We start from the raw sequence: 19019 nt of genomic DNA on the forward strand, positions 1-19019 counted from the left end.
TGGTTGGCCGGGCGAGCGCCGGCTCAGCCCTTGGGGACGATCTGGATGTCCATGTCGATGGAGATGCTGGAGCCGACCGCGGCGATGCCGCGGGCCAGCATCGTCTGCCAGGTGAGGGTGAAGTCCTCCCGGTGCAGTTCGGTGGTGGCGCGGCAGGCGGCGCGGACCTCGCCCTCCAGGCCGTTGCCCAGACCGAGGTACTGCGTGTCCAGCGTCACCGTGCGGCTGACCCCGTGCAGCGTGAGCGCACCGGTGACGCCCCAGCGGCTGCCGCCGCGGTGGACGAAGCGGTCGCTGTAGAACTCCAGCGTCGGGTAGCGCCCGACGTCGAGGAAGTCGCCGGAGCGCAGGTGGTCGTCGCGCATCTGGACGTTGGTGTCGATCGAGGCGGCGTCGATGATCACGTGCATGGCGGAGTCCTCCATGCGGTCGGCTATCCGTACCGCACCGGCGAAGGTGTTGAACCTGCCGTGGATACGGGCCATGCCGATGTGGCGGGCGGTGAAGCCGATCTGCGAGTGGTTCGGCTCGACCTCCCACTCGCCGGGGTCGGGCAGCTGCGGGGGCTGTGACATCTGAAGCGTCACATCGCCGAGGCTCGCGTGGGCGTTCTCGGAGACGACGGCCGCCCCGTGGAACGGAGTGAAGCCGTCCGCCGTGACCGCCAGCCGGTATTCGCCCGCCGGGACGGTGGCGAGAACGCTGCCGAAGGGGTCGGTCTCACCGCCGACGACCTTGCGGCCCGCGCTGTCGGTCACCACGTACTCGGCGTGCCGCACCGGCTCGTTGACCGGGTCCAGCACCCGGCAGCTGAGCACACCGGCCGAACGCGGCACCGCCAATCCGGCGAAGGCGCCCTGGTGCGCGGCGCCCGTCCGACTCCTGCTTCCCAGCCAACGGCCGAACATCTCTTACGCACTCCCAGTGGCGGTCTCACACTTCGGGGCCTCTGACGGCATGCTCGTCGTTGTCGGAACAGCGGCCCACCGACGAGCATGCATTCGACCACTGATGCGATGTTCGAGGCAAACGGAGCGCTCGGAGGGGGTTGTGGCGAGGTATCACCGAAGGTCCGAATTGACTGTTCCACTCGCCGCCGGTCACTTGTGCGGGATGTCGCGGCGCTCATGGACTTCGGGCAGCCGGGAGAGCCGCAGGCCGAAATGGTCGCGATAGGCGGCGAGCACCTCGGCGTCCGTGGCCTGCTCCGTGCTGTGCCGCTCGCCCCGGACGGTCGTGACCAGCGAACGGCCGCTCAGCGTCACCCGGCCCGTATCGGTGACCCGTGAACAGACGAGGGACCGGGTGAAGTGGGAGTCGGGTGAGGTGCGGTGGTACCAGGCCCCGGCCCGGAAGTCCGCCAGTACCCGAGGCCGCAGATCGAGGCGGAACTGGCGCGAGTCGTCCCGCAGCAGGTCGAGATCGCCCTGCGGCGCCGCCCTGAACCTGAACACACCGCGCGGATCCTCCTGCTCGGCACGGTCGTCCAGCGCGAGCGGCCGCAGGGCGTGGTCGCCGAAGCCCACGTCCGCCAGCCACGGCCCCGTACCGTCCTCGGTCTCCACCCGCAGCGCCATGTGGTCGTACGGAATGCCGAGGCGCCCGCCGTCGCCGAAGACCCGGGCCTGGAGCAGCGTCACACGGAAGCCGAGGGCCCTCAGCAGCACGGCGAAGGCTCCGTTCAGCTCGTAACAGAAGCCGCCCCGCCCACGGTTCACCACCTTGTCCAGGAGCGCCTGCTCCTCCAGCACGATCTCCTCGCCGAGATGGATCGAGAGGTTCTCGAAGGGCACGGTCATGAGGTGCCTGAGCTGCAACGCGTGCAACGCCTCGGCATCGGCCCGCGCGGGCCGTTCGGCACCGATGCGGTCGAGGTACGCCGCGACCGTCTCCGGTCCGGCGGAGCCGGAGGCCGTGGCGTCGTGGGCTGTGGAGGTGCCTGCGGAGGGGCCTGGTGCTGCGGCGTCGGCGTCCTGGGGCGGTTGCGGATTCATGACCGAAGTCTGTCCCGGCGCGTGCTCCCCCGCCATGAGCCACAGGTCCTAGGACCGCCGACCGAGGCCGGTTCTCCGCTGCGGTGTCCGTGGTCAGGACCGGCCCACCGCCCGCAGTTGATTCCCGGCTCCGGTCACCGCGATGGCGCCGTCCCTGTCCGTACGCAGCACGTTCGCTCCCCCGGTCCTGAGCGCGTCGACGGTACGGGCCGACGGGTGGCCGTACGGGTTGCCCGTGCCGCACGAGATGAGAGCCAGTCTCGGCCGTGTGCTGTGCAGGAGCGCGGTGTCCTGGAAGGCGGAGCCGTGGTGGGCCACCTTGAGAACGTCCACCTGCGGCATGGATGGATACGTACGTAACAGCGCCTGCTGCGAAGGGGGTTCGAGATCACCCAGGAGCAACAGCGACAGCCCTCCCGCTGCCCGTACGTAAAGGGTGACGCTGGAGTCGTTCGGCTCCGCCGTGCCAAAGCCCCCACCCGCTCCCCCGGCCCCCGCACGCCCCGCCTCTGTACGCCCCGTGTCCGTACGCTCTGCCGGTACACGCCCCGTTCCGTCGTCCGGCCAGAGGACACGCCAGTCGAGCGGGCCGATGCGGCGTCGCTCCTCCGGCACCGCGCGCACCACCGGAATCCCCGCGCCGGCGGCCGTCCTCCGCACGAACGCGGCCTGCTCGGCCGGTTCGTCGAGGCTCGTCGTCTGGATCGCGCCCACCGCTCTGCCGCGCAGCGCACCGGGCAGACCCCGCACGTGGTCGGCGTGAAAGTGGGTGAGGAGCAGTATCGGTACCCGGGTGACTCCGAGGTCCCGAAGGCACCGGTCCATCAACCGGGGTTCGGGCCCGGTGTCGATGACCACCCCGGCCCCCTCCCCGGCTGCGAGCACCATGGCGTCGCCCTGCCCGACGTCACACAGCGCGAACGCCCAGCCAGGAGGAGGCCACCCCGTCAGGATCCGGGTCAGCGGCACCGGCCGCAGCAGCGCAAGGACCAGGAGCAACGCGGCAGCCGAGCAGACCCACGGGTGCCGGGCCAGACGGCGGGCGAACAGCACCAACAGGCCCGTGAGCGCGGCGAGCAACGCCGCCCCGGCCCATCCTCCCGGCCACTCGACCTCCGCCCCGGGCAGGCCCGCCCCGGTACGGGCCACCGACGCGATCCACCCGACCGGCCAGCCCGCGACCCAGGCCAGCACCTCGGCCGCCGACATGGCGACCGGGGCCACCGCGAGCGCGGCGAACCCGAGAACCGTCGCGGGCGCAACCGCGAATTCGGCCAGCAGATTGCAGGGGATCGCCACCAGGCTGACCCGCGAGGCGAGGACCACGACCACGGGCGCGCACACCGCCTGGGCGGCCGCGGCCGCCCCCAGCACCTCGGCGAGCCGGGGAGGAACCCGTCGCCGTTGCAGAGCCGCGCTCCACCGGGGCGCGAGCGTGAGCAACGCACCGGTGGCCAGCACGGACAGGAGGAATCCGTAACTACGGGCCAGCCACGGGTCGTACAGCACGAGGAGCAGAACAGCCGCCGCGAGTGCGGGAATCAGGGATCTGCGACGGCCTGTTCCGATGGCGAGCAGGGTGATCAGGCCGCACGCAGCCGCGCGGAGGACGCTCGGCTCGGGCCGGCAGACGACGACGAAGGCGAGAGTGAGTGCCCCGCCGATCAGGGCGGTCGTCCGCAGGGAGATCCCCAACCGGGGCGCCAGCCCCCGCCGTTCCGCCCGCAGGGCGCTGCCCGGCGGTCCGACGAGCAGGAAGAGCAGGATCGACAGGTTGGCGCCCGATACGGCCAGCAGGTGTGTGAGGTCGGTGGCTTTGAAGGCGTCGTGCAGTTCGGGCGGGATCCTGGAGGTGTCGCCGACCACGAGGCCCGGCAGCAGCGCCCGCGCATCCGCGTCGAGCCCGTCGGTCGCCTCACGCAGCCCGGAACGCAGCTTCCCCGCCGTGCGCTGGAGGACCGACGGAGGCCCGGTGATCCGTGGTGGCCCCTCGCCCTCCACCCGCAGTACGGCGGCGATACGTTCCCCTTCGTGCGCCGGGGGCGCGAGGCGGCCGGTCAGATGGAGACGGGTGGACGGCAGCAGCCGCTCCCAGGGAGCCGCGGTGCCGCCGGGCGAGACCATGACGCGTACCGGCGTACGGATCCGGGTGACGGCACCGTCGGGAGCGGTCACCCGGGTGACCTCGGCGTCGAGCAGCAGTGTGGCGGGCGTGCTGTGGTCACCGCGGACCCGTGGCCGGGCCTTCCGGGGATCCGAGGTGACGGTCACCTCCGCATCGATCCGCGCGTACGACTGCGCCAGAGCGGGTACGGGCCCCCGCCGGACATCGGCGCCGTGCAGCCCGGCAGTCGCCGCCCCGGCCGCCGCACAGAGCAGGACCGCTCCCGCGGCAGTGGCCCTGGTCCGCCTTCTGCTGTCCGCCGGGGCCGACAGCCGCAACGAGGCCAGCAGCCCCAGAGCCAGGCCGGCACAGACCACGGCTCCCCAGACCGTCCACCGCCCCGGCAGTCCGAGACCGAGCGCCGCGGCCCCCCAGGCCGCGAGAGCGGGCGGGACGAGCCGCAGATCTGCCGCCCCCTCCTGCCGCGGATCCGGCACGCCGAGACGCCGCCCCGACGCCCCGTGAACGTCGACGCTGCCAGGGCTGTCGGCGCTGTCGCTCGTGCTGCCGCGGGGAACGGCGCTGCCCCCCGTGTTGCCCCGAGGGGCGGCCCCGGGCCCTGTCCCCGGGCTGATCATGGCCGGACCAGATGCTGAAGGTCCGCGAACCGGCGGTCGCCGATTCCGTTGACCTCACGGAGTTCGTCGACGGAGCGATAGCCGCCGCGTTCCGTGCGGTAGTCGACGATGTGCTGCGCCAGGACGGGGCCGACCCCGGGAAGGGTTTCGAGCTGGTCCATGGTCGCCGTGTTCAGACTCACCGGCGCCGTCGGTCCCGCATGCCCGGCTGCGGGACCACCGCCGCCCGTTGTCCCGGATCCGGACGGGACCGCGGCCGGCCCCACCACGACCTGTTCGCCGTCCATGAGGACCCGCGCCCTGTTGATACCGGTGATGTCCGTGCCCTCACGCACGCCTCCGGCCGCCCGTAACGCATCGGCGACCCGCGAACCGGCCGGCAGCCGCCGGATACCCGGCATACGCACCTTGCCGCTCACATCGACGACGATCTGACCTCCGGGGTCAGCTGCGGGCGGCTGCCCGGCGGCCGGGCCTGGCGGCGGCGCCGGGCTTCCGGGGTGCGCGGGTTCCCGAACGGCCGCCGGGGCGGCCTCTCCCCCTCTCACCGGCTCAGGCGCACGGACCGACTGCGGGCGGACGGTCCAGAAGTGCACCGCGGCAAGGACGGCGGCTCCGACGAGAACAACGGCCAGTGCGGCAAGCGTCTTCGGCTCCAGACCGCACCGGAGCTGCAACCAGAGCGGCAGCCTCTCGCGGAGCGCGAGCACCAGCCGCCGACTCCGCCGCGACAGGCCCGTGCCCTGTCCGCCGGCGGACGTCGTGGGAGCCGACACAGGTGCCGGGACTGGAACGTTGACCGAAGCCGGGATTGAAGCCGAAGACGGAGTTGTGGCCGAGCCCGAAGACGGGGTTGTGGCCGAGCCCGATGCCGAGGACAAGGACGGGAGCGGGCCCGGCTCCGCCACAGTCGAGCCGAGCACACCTTCGAGGGCGTTCGTCATCAGCGCATCCGCCCGACGACGCGAAGCCGCCGCAACGGCTGCGCTGTGTCCACGTGGGGGCCGCCGCCGCCCGTGGCGAGCGCCGGGGCCGGTGCCCGCCGCGCCGCTGGGGCCGCGGCCGGGCCCATGTCGCGCCCGTCCGCCCGGCACTGGACCGGGACCGGGACCGGCAACAGAACCGGGACCGGGGCCAGCGGCGCGACCACGGCCGAGGTGAGGACCAGTACCGAGGTCAGAACCGGTACCGAGGTCAGAACCGGTACCGAGGTCGGGAGAGCGTGCCGGAACGGGGGCCGAAGCCGGTGCGGGAACGGGTGTCCGAAGTGATCGAAGGGCCATGCCTCACGACATTAGGCACATCTGCCCGAACCCGCCGAGCAGCTCCGATTCCCGTGGATAACCGCCCAGTTGTGGATAACTTCGCCACCCTCCCGGGTGTACCTCAAGGGCACGCTCACCACAACGCACTCAGCACGGCGGTCTCACTACGGCGCGCCCACCGAGGCGCGCTCACCACTGCGACCACACCACAGCCGCCTCAGCGCGGCGAGATCACCACGCCCAGCAGTCCCGGCCCGGTGTGCGCCCCGATCACCGCGCCCACCTCACTGACGTGGAGGTCACCCAGTCCCGGAATCCGTTCGCGCAGGCGCTCGGCCAGCCGCTCGGCACGGTCGGGCGCGGCGAGATGGTGTACGGCGATGTCCACCGAGCCCGCACCTGCCCGCTCGGCAACGATCTCTTCCAGGCGCGCGATGGCTTTGGACGCCGTCCGCACCTTCTCCAGCAGATCGATCCGGCCGCCGTCCAGCTGAAGGATCGGCTTCACCGCCAGCGCGGAACCCAGCAGCGCCTGCGCCGCGCCGATACGGCCGCCTCGGCGCAGATAGTCCAGCGTGTCGACATAGAAATACGCGGACGTTCCTGCCGCCCGCTTCTCCGCGGCCGCCACCGCCTCGTCCAGGCTGCCGCCCGTTTCCGCCGTCTCCGCCGCCGCCAGCGCACAGAACCCCAGCGCCATGGCGACCATTCCGGTGTCCACCACCCGTACCGGCACCGGCGCGTCCTTGGCCGCGAGCAGCGCGGCGTCGTACGTGCCCGAGAGCTCGGCCGACAGATGCAGGGACACGATGGCGGTCGCCCCCGCATCGGCCACAGCCCGGTACGCCGCCGCGAAGACCTCGGGGCTGGGACGGGACGTGGTCACGGAGTGGCGTTTCTGCAACGCGAGAGCCAGCGAGCGGGCCGAGATCTCCGTGCCCTCTTCCAGTGCCTGATCGCCCAGGACGACGGTCAGCGGCACTGAGGTGATGCCGTGCCGTTCCATCGCCTGGCGCGGCAGGTGGGCCGTTGAATCGGTGACGATCGCGACATGGCGGGACATGAGCCGGAGGTTACCTTCCGGGGCTGTGGTGCGGGAGCCCGCCCCCGGCCCGCTGATCATTCGCGGTCGCTTCGCCACGCATCCTGCCACCCTCGCCCACCCGCGGTGCGCACCCCCGCCGACCGTACGGGGTGCCTGCCGGGCCTCAGTTCGTCGTCTCCGGCCTGGCCGACTTCTGCCACGGATAGCCGGTCCGGAGCCGCGGGTCCGGAGCCGTGATCGCCTGCGGCACCTCTTCGTCGGCCGGACCCTTCCAGCTCGCTTCGGCCGTACTGCTGCTCCCGGCGCCGGCGGACGGCTCCGGCCACTCCACACCCGGGCCGCGCCCCCGCGCCGTATCCGTCCTCGGTACGGTGCCCGCCGCCCCCGCACCCGCTGCGGGCGCCTGTGGCTGTGCCTGCGGGTCCTCCACCGTCCAGTGCCGCAGCGCCCCCGCCTCGACGTCGATCTGCGCGTTCAGCGCGTCCAGATCGTCCTCGTGGAACCGCTGCGCCCGGTCCCGCGCCGCCCACCGCAGCGAATCCGCCGAATGCGTGATCCGCTCCGTGCGCTCCTTCAGCTTCGGCAGCAGCGCGGCGACCGTCGCCCGGTCCGGCTCGCGCTCCAGCCGCTTCAGCTCGTCGTCGAGCTCGCGTCCATGGACGCTCAGCCGCTCGAACAGCCCCAGGGACTCCGAGAGCGAGGCGTCCTCCGCCACGCCCGCCTGCAGCGCGTCCTGGGTGGCCCGCATGGATGTACGCAGGTCGAGCCGCAGTTGCGCGAGCGTGCCCGCGACGCCCACCTGCCCGTAGCTCTTCGCCCGGAGAGTGGTGTCCTCCACGGTGCGCCGTGCCTGCGTGATCGTGCGGTCCACGCCCCGTTTGGCCGCGCGGACCGCCTTGACTCCGATGTACACACCCAGCGCGACGAACGCGACGAGGAGAAGCGCCAGGATCGTGATCGTGGCTTCCATGGACGCCCCTCGGTTGTCGATGCGGCTGCCGGTACCGGTGCCCCTTCCACCGTAAACGGAACGGGCAGGCCAAGGGTTCCATCGGAACCCCCAACCTGCCCGTAGGGGAAAGCCCTGACGGAAACCTAACCGCGTACGGCAGGCATCACTCGGGGACGATATTGACCAGCTTGGGCGCCCGCACGATCACCTTGCGGATCCCCGCCCCGCCCAGCGCGGCCACGACACCGGCGTCGGCCAGCGCCAGCGCCTCCAGCTCCTCGTCCGTGATGGACGGGGGAATCTCCAGTCGGGCCTTGACCTTGCCCTTGATCTGCACGACACAGGTCACGGTCTCGTCCACGACATACGCCGGGTCCGCCACCGGGAAGTCCTGGTGCACCACGGACTCGGTGTGGCCCAGGCGCCTCCACAGCTCCTCCGCCACGTGCGGTGCCAGCGGCGCCACCAGCAGGACCAGCCGCTCGGCCACCGACCTCGACAGCGGGCCGCCGGCCTTGGTCAGGTGGTTGTTCAGCTCGGTGACCTTGGCGATGGCCGTGTTGAAGCGCATCCCGGCCATGTCCTGGCCGACCCCGTCGATGGCCTTGTGCAGGGCCCGCAGCGTGTCCTCGCCGGGCTCCGTGTCCACGACGGTGACCTCACCGGTCTCCTCGTCGACGATGTTGCGCCACAGCCGCTGCAGCAGCCGGTACTGGCCGACCACGGCGCGCGTGTCCCACGGCCGCGACACGTCCAGGGGTCCCATCGCCATCTCGTACAGGCGCAGTGTGTCGGCGCCGTACTCGCCGCAGATCTCGTCCGGCGTGACGGCGTTCTTCAGGGACTTGCCCATCTTGCCCAGGACGCGGCTGACCTTCTCGCCCTCGTAGTAGAAGGCGCCGTCGCGCTCCTCGACCTCGGCGGCCGGCACCGCGATGCCACGGCTGTCGCGGTAGACGAACGCCTGGATCATGCCCTGGTTGTACAGCTTGTGGAACGGCTCGGAGGACGAGATGTGGCCCAGGTCGTGCAGCACCTTGGACCAGAAGCGGGCGTACAGCAGGTGCAGTACGGCGTGCTCGGCGCCGCCGATGTACAGGTCGACACCACCCTTGGGCTGTCCCTCCTGCGGTCCCATCCAGTACTGCTCGATGGCCGGGTCGACCAGCTGCCGGTCGTTGTTCGGGTCCAGGTAACGCAGCTCGTACCAGCAGGAACCCGCCCAGTTGGGCATGGTGTTGGTCTCACGCCGGTACTTCCTCGGGCCGTTTCCGTCGCCCAGGTCCAGCGTGACGTTGACCCAGTCGGCGTTCCGGGACAGCGGAGGCTCGGGCTTGGTGTCCGCGTCCTCCGGGTCGAAGGTGCGCGGCGAGTAGTCGTCGACCTCCGGCAGCTCCAGGGGCAGCATCGACTCGGGCAGCGCGTGGGCGACGCCCTCCTCGTCGTACACGATCGGGAAGGGCTCGCCCCAGTAGCGCTGGCGGCTGAACAGCCAGTCACGCAGCCGGAAGTTGACGGTTCCCTCGCCTACGCCGTGCGCCTTCAGCCACTCGGTGATCTTCGCCTTGGCGTCGACGACACCCAGGCTGTCCAGCGAGATCTCCTCGTTCGCGGAGTTGACCAGCTTCGCGTCGTACGAGCCGAAGGCGTCCTCCCAGGTGGAGGCGTCCGTACCGCGGTCGTCCGACGGTTCGACGACACAGCGCATCGGCAGCTCGAAGGCGCGCGCGAACGCGAAGTCGCGTGCGTCGTGCGCCGGCACGGCCATGATCGCGCCGGTGCCGTAGCCCATCAGGACGTAGTCGGCGATGAATACGGGCACCTTCTCGCCGCTGACCGGGTTGGTCGCGTACGCGCCGGTGAAGACGCCGGTCTTGTCCTTGGCCTCGGCCTGCCGCTCGACTTCGGACTTGGCCGCGGCCTGCTTGCGGTACGCGGTGACGGCCTCGGCCGGGTTCGCGTGGCCGCCTGTCCACACCGGGTGGGTGCCCTCGGGCCAGGCGGCCGGAATGATCCGCTCGATCAGGTCGTGCTCGGGGGCCAGCACCATGTAGGTCGCGCCGAACAGGGTGTCCTGGCGGGTGGTGAAGACGGTGATACTGCCCGCGCCGTCGACCGGGAAGTCCACGCGCGCACCCTCGGACCGGCCGATCCAGTTGCGCTGCTGCAGCTTGATGGCCTCGGGCCAGTCCAGCGGGTCCAGGTCGTCCAGCAGCCGGTCGGCGTAGGCGGTGATGCGCATGTTCCACTGGCGCAGCTTGGCCTTGAACACGGGGAAGTTGCCGCGCTCGGAACGGCCGTCGGCGGTGACCTCTTCGTTGGCCAGTACGGTGCCCAGGCCCGGCGACCAGTTGACGGGCGCGTCGGAGGCGTACGCCAGGCGGTACTCGCCCAGGACCTCGGCGCGCTCGGCGGCGCTCAGCGCGCTCCAGTCACGGCCGTCGGGGGTCGCACGCGACCCGCTCTCGAACTGCGCGACCAGGTCGGCGATCGGCCGCGCCTTGTCGGCCTCGGTGTCGTACCAGGAGTTGAAGATCTGCAGGAAGATCCACTGGGTCCACTTGTAGTACTCGGCCTCGATCGTCGCGAACGAGCGGCGCTTGTCGTGGCCCAGGCCCAGCCGGCGCAGCTGGAACTTCATGTTCGCCATGTTGGCCTCGGTGGAGACCCGCGGGTGCGTGCCGGTCTGCACGGCGTACTGCTCCGCGGGCAGTCCGAAGGCGTCGAAGCCCAGGGTGTGCAGGACGTTGTGGCCGGTCATCCGCTGGTGCCGGGCGAAGACGTCGGTGGCGATATAGCCCAGCGGGTGACCGACATGCAGGCCAGCACCCGAGGGGTACGGGAACATGTCCATGATGAACTTCTTCGGCTTGGCGGCCAGCTCGGGGCCGTCCGCCAGATCACCGGTGGGGTTCGGCGCCTCGTAGGTCCCCTCGGCGTCCCAGAAGTCCTGCCAGCGTGCCTCGATGTCGGCGGCCATCGCCGCCGTGTAGCGGTGCGGCGCAGCTGTCTCGGCTGCGGAATTCGTCTCGCTCATGATCCTCAAAGCTCCATCGATCGTCATCTGCCGGCGCCCATGTCTACGGACACGCGTCTACCGAAACGAAAAATCCCCTCGCACAGGAGGGGACGCCGCGCCGATTCCGACCAGGCATTCTCACCGGTCGGGACTGATCAGCGCGGCTCGCTAAGCAGAAGTCGTACGGCACGCATGGCGTCAGGGTACCGCACGGACCCGGAGCCGGGCCGGGAGTAACCGACCTGTGGACAACCCGCCTCCGACGGTTCGTCCGGGAGGCGGGGGCGCTCCACAGCACGGCGGCAGGCGGAAGCGAGCCGGTGCGCGAACACGGTGGACGCGCTCGTGCCCCGTGGAACGCGGTTCGCGCCCGCTGGAACGCGGTTCTCACCCCCCGGCGCAACGCGGTCGTACCCGATGGAACGCGTCGGGCGCGGCCGGACAACGAGAAAGCGGGCCATCCGATTCGGATGACCCGCTTCCCCACTGTGGAGCTAAGGAGAATTGAACTCCTGACCTCCTGCATGCCATGCAGGCGCTCTACCAACTGAGCTATAGCCCCTCACTGCGCGCCGCCCGGTTTCCCTTGGCGACATCGAGAACATTACACGGTCCCCCCGGCCCTCCACCAAATCGTTTCCCATTTAGTCAGGTATGCCCGAATATCAGCTACGCCACCATGTCCGCGTCGTCACGCCGTCGCGTCGTCACGCCGTCGCGAAGGAGTAGAAGCGCTTGAGGGTGCAGTGCTCCTCCAGGAGCCGCCCGTAGATCGGTTCCCCCTCCAGCTCGCGGTAGGTCTCGATGGGGTCGCCTTTTATGATCAGCGCCCGCGCGCACTCCTCGCACCAGTACTGGTACTCAGGATTGATCGGGTCCATATCCCTGACGATGGGCGTACCGCTGCCGCACCAGTCACACTTCCGCCTGTGCGCACCCATCAGTCAGCTCCAGCTGTGGCCGCAGGCCGTACACACGTATGAGACCCCGCTGTTGCCACCCGGCGCTTGAGCCACGTGGGACGAACCGCAGGACGGGCAGCCGAGACGGGATCGATCTTCGGGAGTTACGGAACCGGGGGGCGAGACGGGAACAAGGGGCAGGTCGGGGACCTGCTCGCGACTCGCAGGCATCGCGCTCCCTCCCGATCGGTCCATCGCCCCCTCCGGCGCTCCGATTCTGCCATGACCCCGCAAGGGGGTCAGCCCGCGAACCGGCAGAGACCGCGCAGGACGCACAGAACGGGGCAGGACGGCATGGAGGAGATACGGCAAAGATCCCGCCCCTGAAAGGGACGGGATCTTGATTGTGGAGCTAAGGAGAATTGAACTCCTGACCTCCTGCATGCCATGCAGGCGCTCTACCAACTGAGCTATAGCCCCGCTGTTCGCTGTGTTTCCCTGCGTTTCCGCGCTGCGAACAAGAAGAACTTTAGCCTGTGACCAGCCAGAAAGTGAAATCCGGCCGAGGCCGCCCGGAGACGGTCCGCGGGCTCTGCCTAATCGTCGTCGCCGAGCACGGGTTCGGGGAGCGTCCCCGCGTTGTGCTCCAGCAGGCGCCAGCCGCGCGCGCCCTCGCCCAGCACGGACCAGCAGCAGTTGGTGAGTCCGCCCAGCCCTTCCCAGTGGTGCGCTTCCAGGCCCAGCAGACGGCCGATGGTCGTCCTGATCGTGCCCCCGTGGCTGGCCACGACGAGCGTGCCCGCGTCGGGCAGTTTCGCGGCGTGCTCCAGGACCACCGGGGCAGCCCGGTCGGCCACCTCGGTCTCCAGTTCGCCACCACCCCGGCGCACGGGCTCACCGCGCTTCCAGGCCGCGTACTGCTCGCCGTACTGCCCGATGATCTCTTCGTGCGTAAGGCCCTGCCAGGCGCCCGCGTACGTCTCGCGCAGCGCGGAGTCGTGGGCGACTTCGAGGCCCGTGACGGCAGCGAGCTCGGCGGCCGTGGCCGCCGCCCGCCGCAGGTCCGAGGCGACGATCGCGTCCGGCTTCAACGAGGCGAGCAGCCGGGCGGCCCGGCGGGCCTGCCCGACGCCGGCATCGGTGAGCTCGATGTCCGTGGAGCCCTGGAAACGGCGCTCCAGATTCCACGCCGTCTGGCCGTGCCGCCAGAGGACGATCCTGCGGCCCCTGGCGCTGCTGCTGCCGTTCAGCTCAGGTCACCTTCCGTGCCACCGTTGAGCTGGGCGTGCTCCTCGGCCTTGCCGCGGGTCTTGATCGCGTCGTCGGGGAGCGCGATCTCGGGGCAGTCCTTCCACAGGCGCTCGAGCGCGTAGAAGACGCGCTCCTCGCTGTGCTGAACGTGGATCACGATGTCGACGTAGTCGAGGAGGATCCAGCGGGCGTCGCGGTCGCCCTCACGGCGCACCGGCTTGGCGCCGAGCTCCTTCTGGAGCCGCTCCTCGATCTCGTCGACGATCGACTTGACCTGGCGGTCATTGGGGGCCGAGGCCAGCAGGAAGGCGTCGGTGATCGACAGCACATCACTGACGTCGTAGGCGATGATGTCGTGCGCGAGCCGGTCGGCGGCCGCCTGAGCGGCGGCGTTGATGAGCTCGATGGAGCGGTCCGTGGCGGTCACATGCAGGCTTTCGTCGGCGGTCAGATCAACCTCTAGGGTCTCACGGACCGCCGACAGCCCTTACTGCGATGCTCCACGGCGCTCTCCGGTGGCCGGAGCGGGGCGCCACCGCGCACTATTTGATCTTGTAGTTCTGACCGAGCACGACCGATACGTCGGCGTTCGCGGCGGGCTTGCCCTGCTTCACGTCCTCCGCCGGCAGCCCCAGCGTCTTGGCGACCTCGGTCGCCTTCGCCTTGTCCTCGGGGGTCCGGTACAGCACCTCCGACGATGCTTCGGTGCCCGCCTTCCCGCTGTCGACGTAGGCGTATCCGCCGTTGACCAGCTGGACCCGGGCCGCCTCGCCTCCGTTCGCGTTGCCGGTGGCGTTCCTGACACCGACGCGGACGGCCGCGTCCTGGTCCGGGGCCTTCACCGTGCCGCCCAGGATGTCCTTGACGACGCTCTCCGTGGCCTTGTCGGTGAGGGTGCCGTCGTCCTGGACCGGCAGCAGCGCCGTTTTGTAGTCGCCGACCTTGGCGTGCCCGGCCAGCTTGGCCAGCGAGACCCCCAGGTCCCTCTCGGGCAGTGACGGGTCGAGGATCTGGGCCAGCGTCTCCACGGTGACGGTGGCGGCCTTCGGGTCCTCCGAGAGCTTCCGCAGGACTCCCCGGACGACCTGTCCGAAGCGCAGCAGCTGCTTCGCCTCGGTCTCGCCCTCACCGCGGTACGTGGCGTAGGCGACGGCCATCGGACCGCTCAGCGTCTGGGACTCGCCCTTGTTCACGAGGGGCGCGGCGCCCTTCTTGGCATCGGGCACATCGGTATCGGTGTCGACCTCGATGTTGCCGACCAGTTCGACGAGGTTCTCCAGGTACGGAGTGTCCAGCCGCCAGGTACCGCTGATCTTGGTGCCCAGAAGGGTGTCGATCGACTCACGGGTGCCGGTGCTGCCGTCCTCGTCGACGGACTTGCCGAGCGTCGTGGTGGTGCCGTCGTCGGAAGCGACGGCGAGTGAGTTGGGGAGCAGGATGGTGGTGCCCTGCTTGGTGGTGGTGTTGTCGACGAGCAGCGCCGTGGAGGTGCCGCCCTTCTTGGTGTTGTGCAGATGCACCACGATGACGTCCCGCTGCTGCGGACCGGCGACGGTGCCGCTCTTCTCGTCCGAGCCGGAGAGGCCGGGGATCTTGTCGGCGGACCAGAGATAGCCGACCCCGCCGACCACGACGAGCGCGACGACGACTATGAGCGCGACCATCCGGTTACGGCCCTTGCGCCGCGCTTCCTCACGCCGTTCGCTGCGGCTTTCGGTGAACTTCAGCCAGTCGATGACGTCTTCGGAGTCCTCGTCCGGCTCCTCGATGAACGAGAACTGCTCGGTGCCGTAGTCGGCGGGACGCCGCTGCCCCGGGACGAGGGGTTCCTGATCCGTGGGCGCCTCGGGTTCCCTGACGGGCTCCTCGGCGGGTCGGGCGGGCTCCTCGACGGGCTGGGCCGGAGCGGGGGCGGAGCCCTGGTGCGGGATGTCCCACTGCTGGGCGGTGTCGACCGCGGCCGTCTGCTGCCCGGTGTCGTAGCCGTAGTTGGCGTAGTTCCCGTAGCCGTACCCCTGATCGGCGCCCTGGCCCTGCTGGGGCTGCTCCGCGTACGGGTCGTACTGCTGCGGGTACTGGGGCTGCTCGGGCTGCTGCGGGTACTGGGGCTGCTGCGGCTGGGCGTACGCGTCGTATCCGTACCCCTGGTCCGGAGCCTGGCCCTGGCCCTGCTGAAGCTGCTGGCCCTGCTGGCCTTGCGGAACCTGCTGGCTCTGCTGAGGCGCGTAGGGGTCGTACTGCTGCTGCCCCTGCTGCTGGTACACCGGTTGCCCGTACTCGTCGTAGCCGATGATCTGCGGCTGCTGGTAGTACGGGTTCTGTCGGTCGTTCACCGGTGCCCCTCTCCGTGGCTCATTCGCCGCGGTACAGCTGGCGCTTGTCGATGTAGCGGACCACACCGTCCGGCACCAAGTACCAGACCGGATCCCCCTGCGCGACCCTCCCACGGCAGTCCGTGGACGAGATCGCCAGTGCCGGAACCTCCACGAGGGAGACACCGCCCTCCGGCAGCCCGTCGTCCGTGAGCACGTGACCCGGCCGGGTCACACCGATGAAGTGGGAGAGCGAGAACAGCTCCTCCGCGTCCCGCCAGGTGAGGATCTGGGACAACGCGTCGGCGCCGGTGATGAAGAAGAGGTCCGCGTCGCCGTGGACCTCGCGCAGGTCCCGCAGCGTATCGATCGTGTACGTCGGTCCGCCACGGTCGATGTCGCTGCGGCTGACCGAGAACTGCGGGTTGGACGCCGTGGCGATGACCGTCATCAGATAGCGGTCCTCGGCCGGGGAGACCTGCTTGTGGCTCTTCTGCCACGGCTGCCCGGTCGGGACGAAGATGACCTCATCGAGGTGGAACTGGGCGGCCACTTCACTGGCCGCCACCAGGTGTCCATGATGAATCGGGTCAAAAGTCCCGCCCATCACGCCGAGTCGGCGCTTGCCGGGGCCGGTAGGCACTTTCTGCTCTCCCATGCGTGCAGAGCCTACTGGCACGGTTGTACGCCCCCGCCTCAGCGGTCGCGGTTGAAGCGGGTGGTGACCCAGAGCAGGAACATCAGCGCGAGGAACGCGCCACCACCGGTCAGGTAGGGGTTGAGGCTTTCGTGGTTGCCGCCCGCGCCGCCCTCGGAGGCGAGAGTGACCAGCTGGTGGGCAGTGCTCGTGAGGCTCATCTTCAGCAGGACCTATCGATCGGGAGTCGGAAGGAAGACGTCGGGCACATCGTATGCGGGAGCCCCGGGCACGCTCACGCCGACTCAGTCGTTGTTGTCGTCGTTGCGGTATCCACGCAGCAGGAACCAGGCGAGCAGAGCGGCTCCGACGATCGACACGAGCAGCACGATCCGGAGGGTGTTGCCCGGTCCCTGCTCCTCGGACGCGGCGGCGAGCAGTGCGACGGTGTGCGGCATTTCGGGCGCTCCTCATAGTTATCCACAGCCCCCCGCACACCGTAGCGCCAGCACATACGCTGGCATTTGTCAGGGGGACGAGCGACGTCTCGTACGAACAGGGGGCCATCCATGACCGACAGCAGTCACGAGAACGTGCCGAGCAGGCAGCGCAAGCGGTTCCCGGGCATTTCGTCCCGGGCGTACGAACACCCGGCGGACCGTTCGGCCCTGGTTGCCCTGCGCAAGCTGACCGGCTTCGACACCGTGTTCAAGGCACTCAGCGGACTGCTCCCGGAGCGCAGTCTGCGACTTCTCTTCCTGTCCGACTCCGTCCGGGTGAGCGACGCTCAGTTCACCCACCTCAACGACATGCTGCGGGACGCCTGTTACATCCTGGACCTGGAGAAGGTCCCGCCGATGTATGTCAACCAGGACCCGCAGCCCAACGCCATGTGTATCGGCCTCGACGAGCCGATCATCGTGGTGACGACAGGGCTGGTGGAACTGCTCGACGAGGAGGAGATGCGGGCGGTGGTGGGCCACGAGGTGGGCCACGCCCTCTCCGGGCACTCGGTGTACCGCACGATATTGCTCTTCCTCACCAACCTGGCCCTGAAGGTGGCCTGGATCCCGCTCGGAAATGTCGCGATCATGGCGATCGTGACGGCGCTGCGCGAGTGGTTCCGCAAGTCCGAGCTGTCCGCCGACCGGGCCGGACTGCTGGTCGGCCAGGACCTCAATGCGTCGATGCGCGGTCTGATGAAGATCGCCGGTGGCAATCACCTCCACGAGATGAATGTCGACGCCTTCCTCGCGCAGGCCGACGAGTACGAGAAGGGCGGCGATCTGCGCGACTCCGTGCTCAAGATCCTCAATGTGCTGCCCCGGACCCACCCCTTCACCACGGTGCGGGCCGCCGAGCTGAAGAAGTGGTCGGAGACCCGCGACTACCAGCGGATCATGGACGGTCACTACCCGCGGCGCGACGAGGACAAGAACACCTCGGTGACCGACTCCTTCCGCGAGTCCGCCTCGCACTACGCCGACACGGTGCGCACCAGCAAGGACCCGCTGATGAAGCTCGTCGGTGACATCGCCGGCGGCGCGGGAGACCTGGGCGGCAAGCTGCGCGACAAGTTCACCGGCGGGGGCAGTGGCGGCGGGGCCGCTACGGGCCGGTCCGAGGGGCCTGGCCGGCCGCAGAACCCTGAGGAGGGGCCGGAGACGACGGGGAGCTGACCGCCAGCGTTCCGCACATCGCCGCGGTGGGCCGGCCCGTGGCGTACGGGTCGGTCCCGGCCGGACCCCGGTTGTCCGCCCGTTCCCCGGCGAGCAGGGGGCGCAGTGCACCGGCCGCCTCTGCCGAGCAGGACTGCGGTCCGGCCTGCACATAGGCCGTGCGCAGCTCCGCCCGGTGCAGCCGCAGGTCCTCGCGGTCGAACCGGAAGTGCAGCTCGCGCCGCACGGTGAACAGGGAGGCGGCGCCCTGCCCGCCGGGCCCCGTGGCCGCAGGGCGCAGGGTGTACGTGAAGGTGTGGTCCGACACCACTTCCAGGGTGCCGGACTCCGTCTCGGCGTAGGAGAGCGTGCCCTGGACCCGGATCTGCGGATCCGCCAGCTCCGCGTCGGCCGGGTCGAAGCGCACCAGCCATCCTGTCGCCGCGTGCTGTCCGTCGTCGGCGGGGGCGTCCATGCTGCGTTCGAACTGGGCCGTCTGATCGGGGTCGAGCAGATGCTCGACGGGGCGCAGGGCCTGGCCGCTCAGGACGTCGGGATTCAGTGAGGACTCCACCAGGTAGTCCTTGGCGATGGCCAGGCCCGCCATCACCTGACTGTCCGAGAAGTTCTTCGTACGGCGGACCGGGGGGAGGTTGATGCCGTCGGCGCCGGTCGGGTATTCCGCGGCCGGGCTCGTCGCGTACAGGTGGGTGGGGGTCCCGCCCGGCACGGTGCCCCGGGGCGCGAGGGGGACCACGGTGGCCCGCAGGGCTTCGGCGCGTCTGACGGCGGGCTGGGGGTACGGGTGGCGGAATCCGATGTAGACGGCCATGGCGAAGGCGAGGGCGATGAGCACCACCAGCGCTATGGCGGCTCTGGAGCCGCTGCGGGAAGCGCGTCCCGGCAGGGAGCGGACCGCGCGGGCGTGCTCGCCCATCCGCTCCTGGGCGGAGAATTCCTGTAGCCGGGCAGCCCGGACGAACGACTCGTCGAAGACGAGTGAGCGGTACTCGTCCTCGCCGCCCGAGGGGTTCTCGATCGGGCCTTCGGGTGGTTCTCCACGGCCTGTCATCCACTTCTCCCGATCTCCACACCACCGGCCGACGGTCGGTGCGTAACGGTCTGCTTCGGCCTGAGGCTTACGGCAGTGAGAAGCCCCCTCGAAGAGGGGTCACATCTTCAGAGTAGGTCGAATGCCCCGAACGTAAACGCGGAGACGGGTGAGAACTGTGCGGGGGGACC

General features: G+C 70.0%; 16 protein-coding genes and 2 tRNA genes. 1 reads left to right on the forward strand and 17 read right to left on the reverse strand.

Going from position 1 to position 19019, the window contains the following annotated elements; genetic code table 11:
• Nucleotides 1–23: 23 nt before the first annotated feature.
• From OG251_RS12165 to OG251_RS12240, 16 genes are all read right to left on the reverse strand, one after another.
• Nucleotides 24–908, reverse strand: a complete 885-nt coding sequence (locus tag OG251_RS12165) for a YceI family protein (RefSeq protein WP_326677178.1) — start codon at nucleotides 906–908, stop codon at nucleotides 24–26.
• Between the two features lie 192 nt (nucleotides 909–1100).
• On the reverse strand, nucleotides 1101–1994 hold the full coding sequence (locus tag OG251_RS12170; RefSeq protein ID WP_326677179.1) for an arylamine N-acetyltransferase family protein: 894 nt from the start codon (nucleotides 1992–1994) through the stop codon (nucleotides 1101–1103).
• Nucleotides 1995–2087: 93 nt separating this feature from the next.
• Nucleotides 2088–4736 (reverse strand): ComEC/Rec2 family competence protein, encoded by a 2649-nt coding sequence (locus tag OG251_RS12175; protein ID WP_326677180.1) that lies wholly within the window; start codon nucleotides 4734–4736, stop codon nucleotides 2088–2090.
• Nucleotides 4733–5680: a helix-hairpin-helix domain-containing protein gene (locus OG251_RS12180; protein WP_442818326.1), complete on the reverse strand. Its 948-nt coding sequence runs from the start codon at nucleotides 5678–5680 to the stop codon at nucleotides 4733–4735. Before OG251_RS12180 ends, OG251_RS12175 begins: the two co-directional genes overlap by 4 nt.
• A 538-nt stretch (nucleotides 5681–6218) precedes the next feature.
• Nucleotides 6219–7064, reverse strand: coding sequence for a DegV family protein (locus OG251_RS12185; protein ID WP_326677182.1), 846 nt, complete (start codon nucleotides 7062–7064; stop codon nucleotides 6219–6221).
• A 145-nt stretch (nucleotides 7065–7209) separates the two neighbouring features.
• Nucleotides 7210–8016 carry a hypothetical protein gene (locus tag OG251_RS12190; RefSeq protein ID WP_326677183.1) on the reverse strand — a complete coding sequence of 269 codons (807 nt, stop codon included), beginning with the start codon at nucleotides 8014–8016 and terminating at the stop codon, nucleotides 7210–7212.
• A 145-nt stretch (nucleotides 8017–8161) separates the two neighbouring features.
• Nucleotides 8162–11035 (reverse strand): leucine--tRNA ligase, encoded by a 2874-nt coding sequence (gene leuS, locus OG251_RS12195; protein WP_326677184.1) that lies wholly within the window; start codon nucleotides 11033–11035, stop codon nucleotides 8162–8164.
• Between the two features lie 471 nt (nucleotides 11036–11506).
• A tRNA-Ala gene (locus OG251_RS12200) sits at nucleotides 11507–11579 on the reverse strand.
• 145 nt (nucleotides 11580–11724) lie between these two features.
• The gene (locus OG251_RS12205; protein ID WP_015608461.1) at nucleotides 11725–11958 is read right to left on the reverse strand and encodes a hypothetical protein; all 234 of its coding nucleotides are present in this window, start codon (nucleotides 11956–11958) and stop codon (nucleotides 11725–11727) included.
• Between the two features lie 368 nt (nucleotides 11959–12326).
• A tRNA-Ala gene (locus tag OG251_RS12210) sits at nucleotides 12327–12399 on the reverse strand.
• Nucleotides 12400–12515: 116 nt separating this feature from the next.
• Nucleotides 12516–13169 carry a histidine phosphatase family protein gene (locus OG251_RS12215; protein ID WP_326681235.1) on the reverse strand — a complete coding sequence of 218 codons (654 nt, stop codon included), beginning with the start codon at nucleotides 13167–13169 and terminating at the stop codon, nucleotides 12516–12518.
• Nucleotides 13166–13597 (reverse strand): ribosome silencing factor, encoded by a 432-nt coding sequence (rsfS, locus tag OG251_RS12220; protein WP_073723096.1) that lies wholly within the window; start codon nucleotides 13595–13597, stop codon nucleotides 13166–13168. The genes OG251_RS12215 and rsfS overlap by 4 nt, the downstream gene beginning before the upstream one ends.
• A gap of 115 nt (nucleotides 13598–13712) precedes the next feature.
• On the reverse strand, nucleotides 13713–15503 hold the full coding sequence (locus OG251_RS12225) for an LCP family protein (RefSeq protein ID WP_326677185.1): 1791 nt from the start codon (nucleotides 15501–15503) through the stop codon (nucleotides 13713–13715).
• A 19-nt stretch (nucleotides 15504–15522) separates the two neighbouring features.
• A complete protein-coding gene (gene nadD, locus OG251_RS12230; protein WP_073723100.1) occupies nucleotides 15523–16140 on the reverse strand; it encodes a nicotinate-nucleotide adenylyltransferase in 618 nt (205 codons plus the stop codon).
• A gap of 38 nt (nucleotides 16141–16178) precedes the next feature.
• Nucleotides 16179–16340 (reverse strand): hypothetical protein, encoded by a 162-nt coding sequence (locus tag OG251_RS12235; protein ID WP_198953217.1) that lies wholly within the window; start codon nucleotides 16338–16340, stop codon nucleotides 16179–16181.
• An 84-nt stretch (nucleotides 16341–16424) separates the two neighbouring features.
• Nucleotides 16425–16577, reverse strand: a complete 153-nt coding sequence (locus OG251_RS12240) for a hypothetical protein (protein ID WP_198953220.1) — start codon at nucleotides 16575–16577, stop codon at nucleotides 16425–16427.
• Nucleotides 16578–16688: 111 nt separating this feature from the next.
• Here OG251_RS12240 and OG251_RS12245 point away from each other — a divergent pair, with 111 nt between their 5' ends.
• A complete protein-coding gene (locus OG251_RS12245; protein ID WP_326677186.1) occupies nucleotides 16689–17798 on the forward strand; it encodes a M48 family metallopeptidase in 1110 nt (369 codons plus the stop codon).
• Here the strand turns inward: OG251_RS12245 and OG251_RS12250 are convergent.
• Nucleotides 17728–18849, reverse strand: a complete 1122-nt coding sequence (locus OG251_RS12250; protein WP_326677187.1) for an SCO2583 family membrane protein — start codon at nucleotides 18847–18849, stop codon at nucleotides 17728–17730. The two genes, OG251_RS12245 and OG251_RS12250, sit on opposite strands and share 71 nt — an antisense overlap.
• Nucleotides 18850–19019 lie beyond the last annotated feature (170 nt).

This window comes from Streptomyces sp. NBC_01237 (assembly GCF_035917275.1).
Lineage (GTDB): Bacteria > Actinomycetota > Actinomycetes > Streptomycetales > Streptomycetaceae > Streptomyces.

Bases quoted from the DNA above. Each gene is read 5' to 3' on its own strand.
- OG251_RS12165 (WP_326677178.1), bottom strand. From the start codon at position 908: ATGTTCGGCCGTTGGCTGGGAAGCAGGAGTCGGACGGGCGCCGCGCAC.
- OG251_RS12170 (WP_326677179.1), bottom strand. From the start codon at position 1,994: ATGAATCCGCAACCGCCCCAGGACGCCGACGCCGCAGCACCAGGCCCC.
- OG251_RS12175 (WP_326677180.1), bottom strand. From the start codon at position 4,736: ATGATCAGCCCGGGGACAGGGCCCGGGGCCGCCCCTCGGGGCAACACG.
- OG251_RS12180 (WP_442818326.1), bottom strand. From the start codon at position 5,680: ATGACGAACGCCCTCGAAGGTGTGCTCGGCTCGACTGTGGCGGAGCCG.
- OG251_RS12185 (WP_326677182.1), bottom strand. From the start codon at position 7,064: ATGTCCCGCCATGTCGCGATCGTCACCGATTCAACGGCCCACCTGCCG.
- OG251_RS12190 (WP_326677183.1), bottom strand. From the start codon at position 8,016: ATGGAAGCCACGATCACGATCCTGGCGCTTCTCCTCGTCGCGTTCGTC.
- leuS (WP_326677184.1), bottom strand. From the start codon at position 11,035: ATGAGCGAGACGAATTCCGCAGCCGAGACAGCTGCGCCGCACCGCTAC.
- OG251_RS12205 (WP_015608461.1), bottom strand. From the start codon at position 11,958: ATGGGTGCGCACAGGCGGAAGTGTGACTGGTGCGGCAGCGGTACGCCC.
- nadD (WP_073723100.1), bottom strand. From the start codon at position 16,140: ATGGGAGAGCAGAAAGTGCCTACCGGCCCCGGCAAGCGCCGACTCGGC.
- OG251_RS12235 (WP_198953217.1), bottom strand. From the start codon at position 16,340: ATGAGCCTCACGAGCACTGCCCACCAGCTGGTCACTCTCGCCTCCGAG.
- OG251_RS12240 (WP_198953220.1), bottom strand. From the start codon at position 16,577: ATGCCGCACACCGTCGCACTGCTCGCCGCCGCGTCCGAGGAGCAGGGA.
- OG251_RS12245 (WP_326677186.1), top strand. From the start codon at position 16,689: ATGACCGACAGCAGTCACGAGAACGTGCCGAGCAGGCAGCGCAAGCGG.
- OG251_RS12250 (WP_326677187.1), bottom strand. From the start codon at position 18,849: ATGACAGGCCGTGGAGAACCACCCGAAGGCCCGATCGAGAACCCCTCG.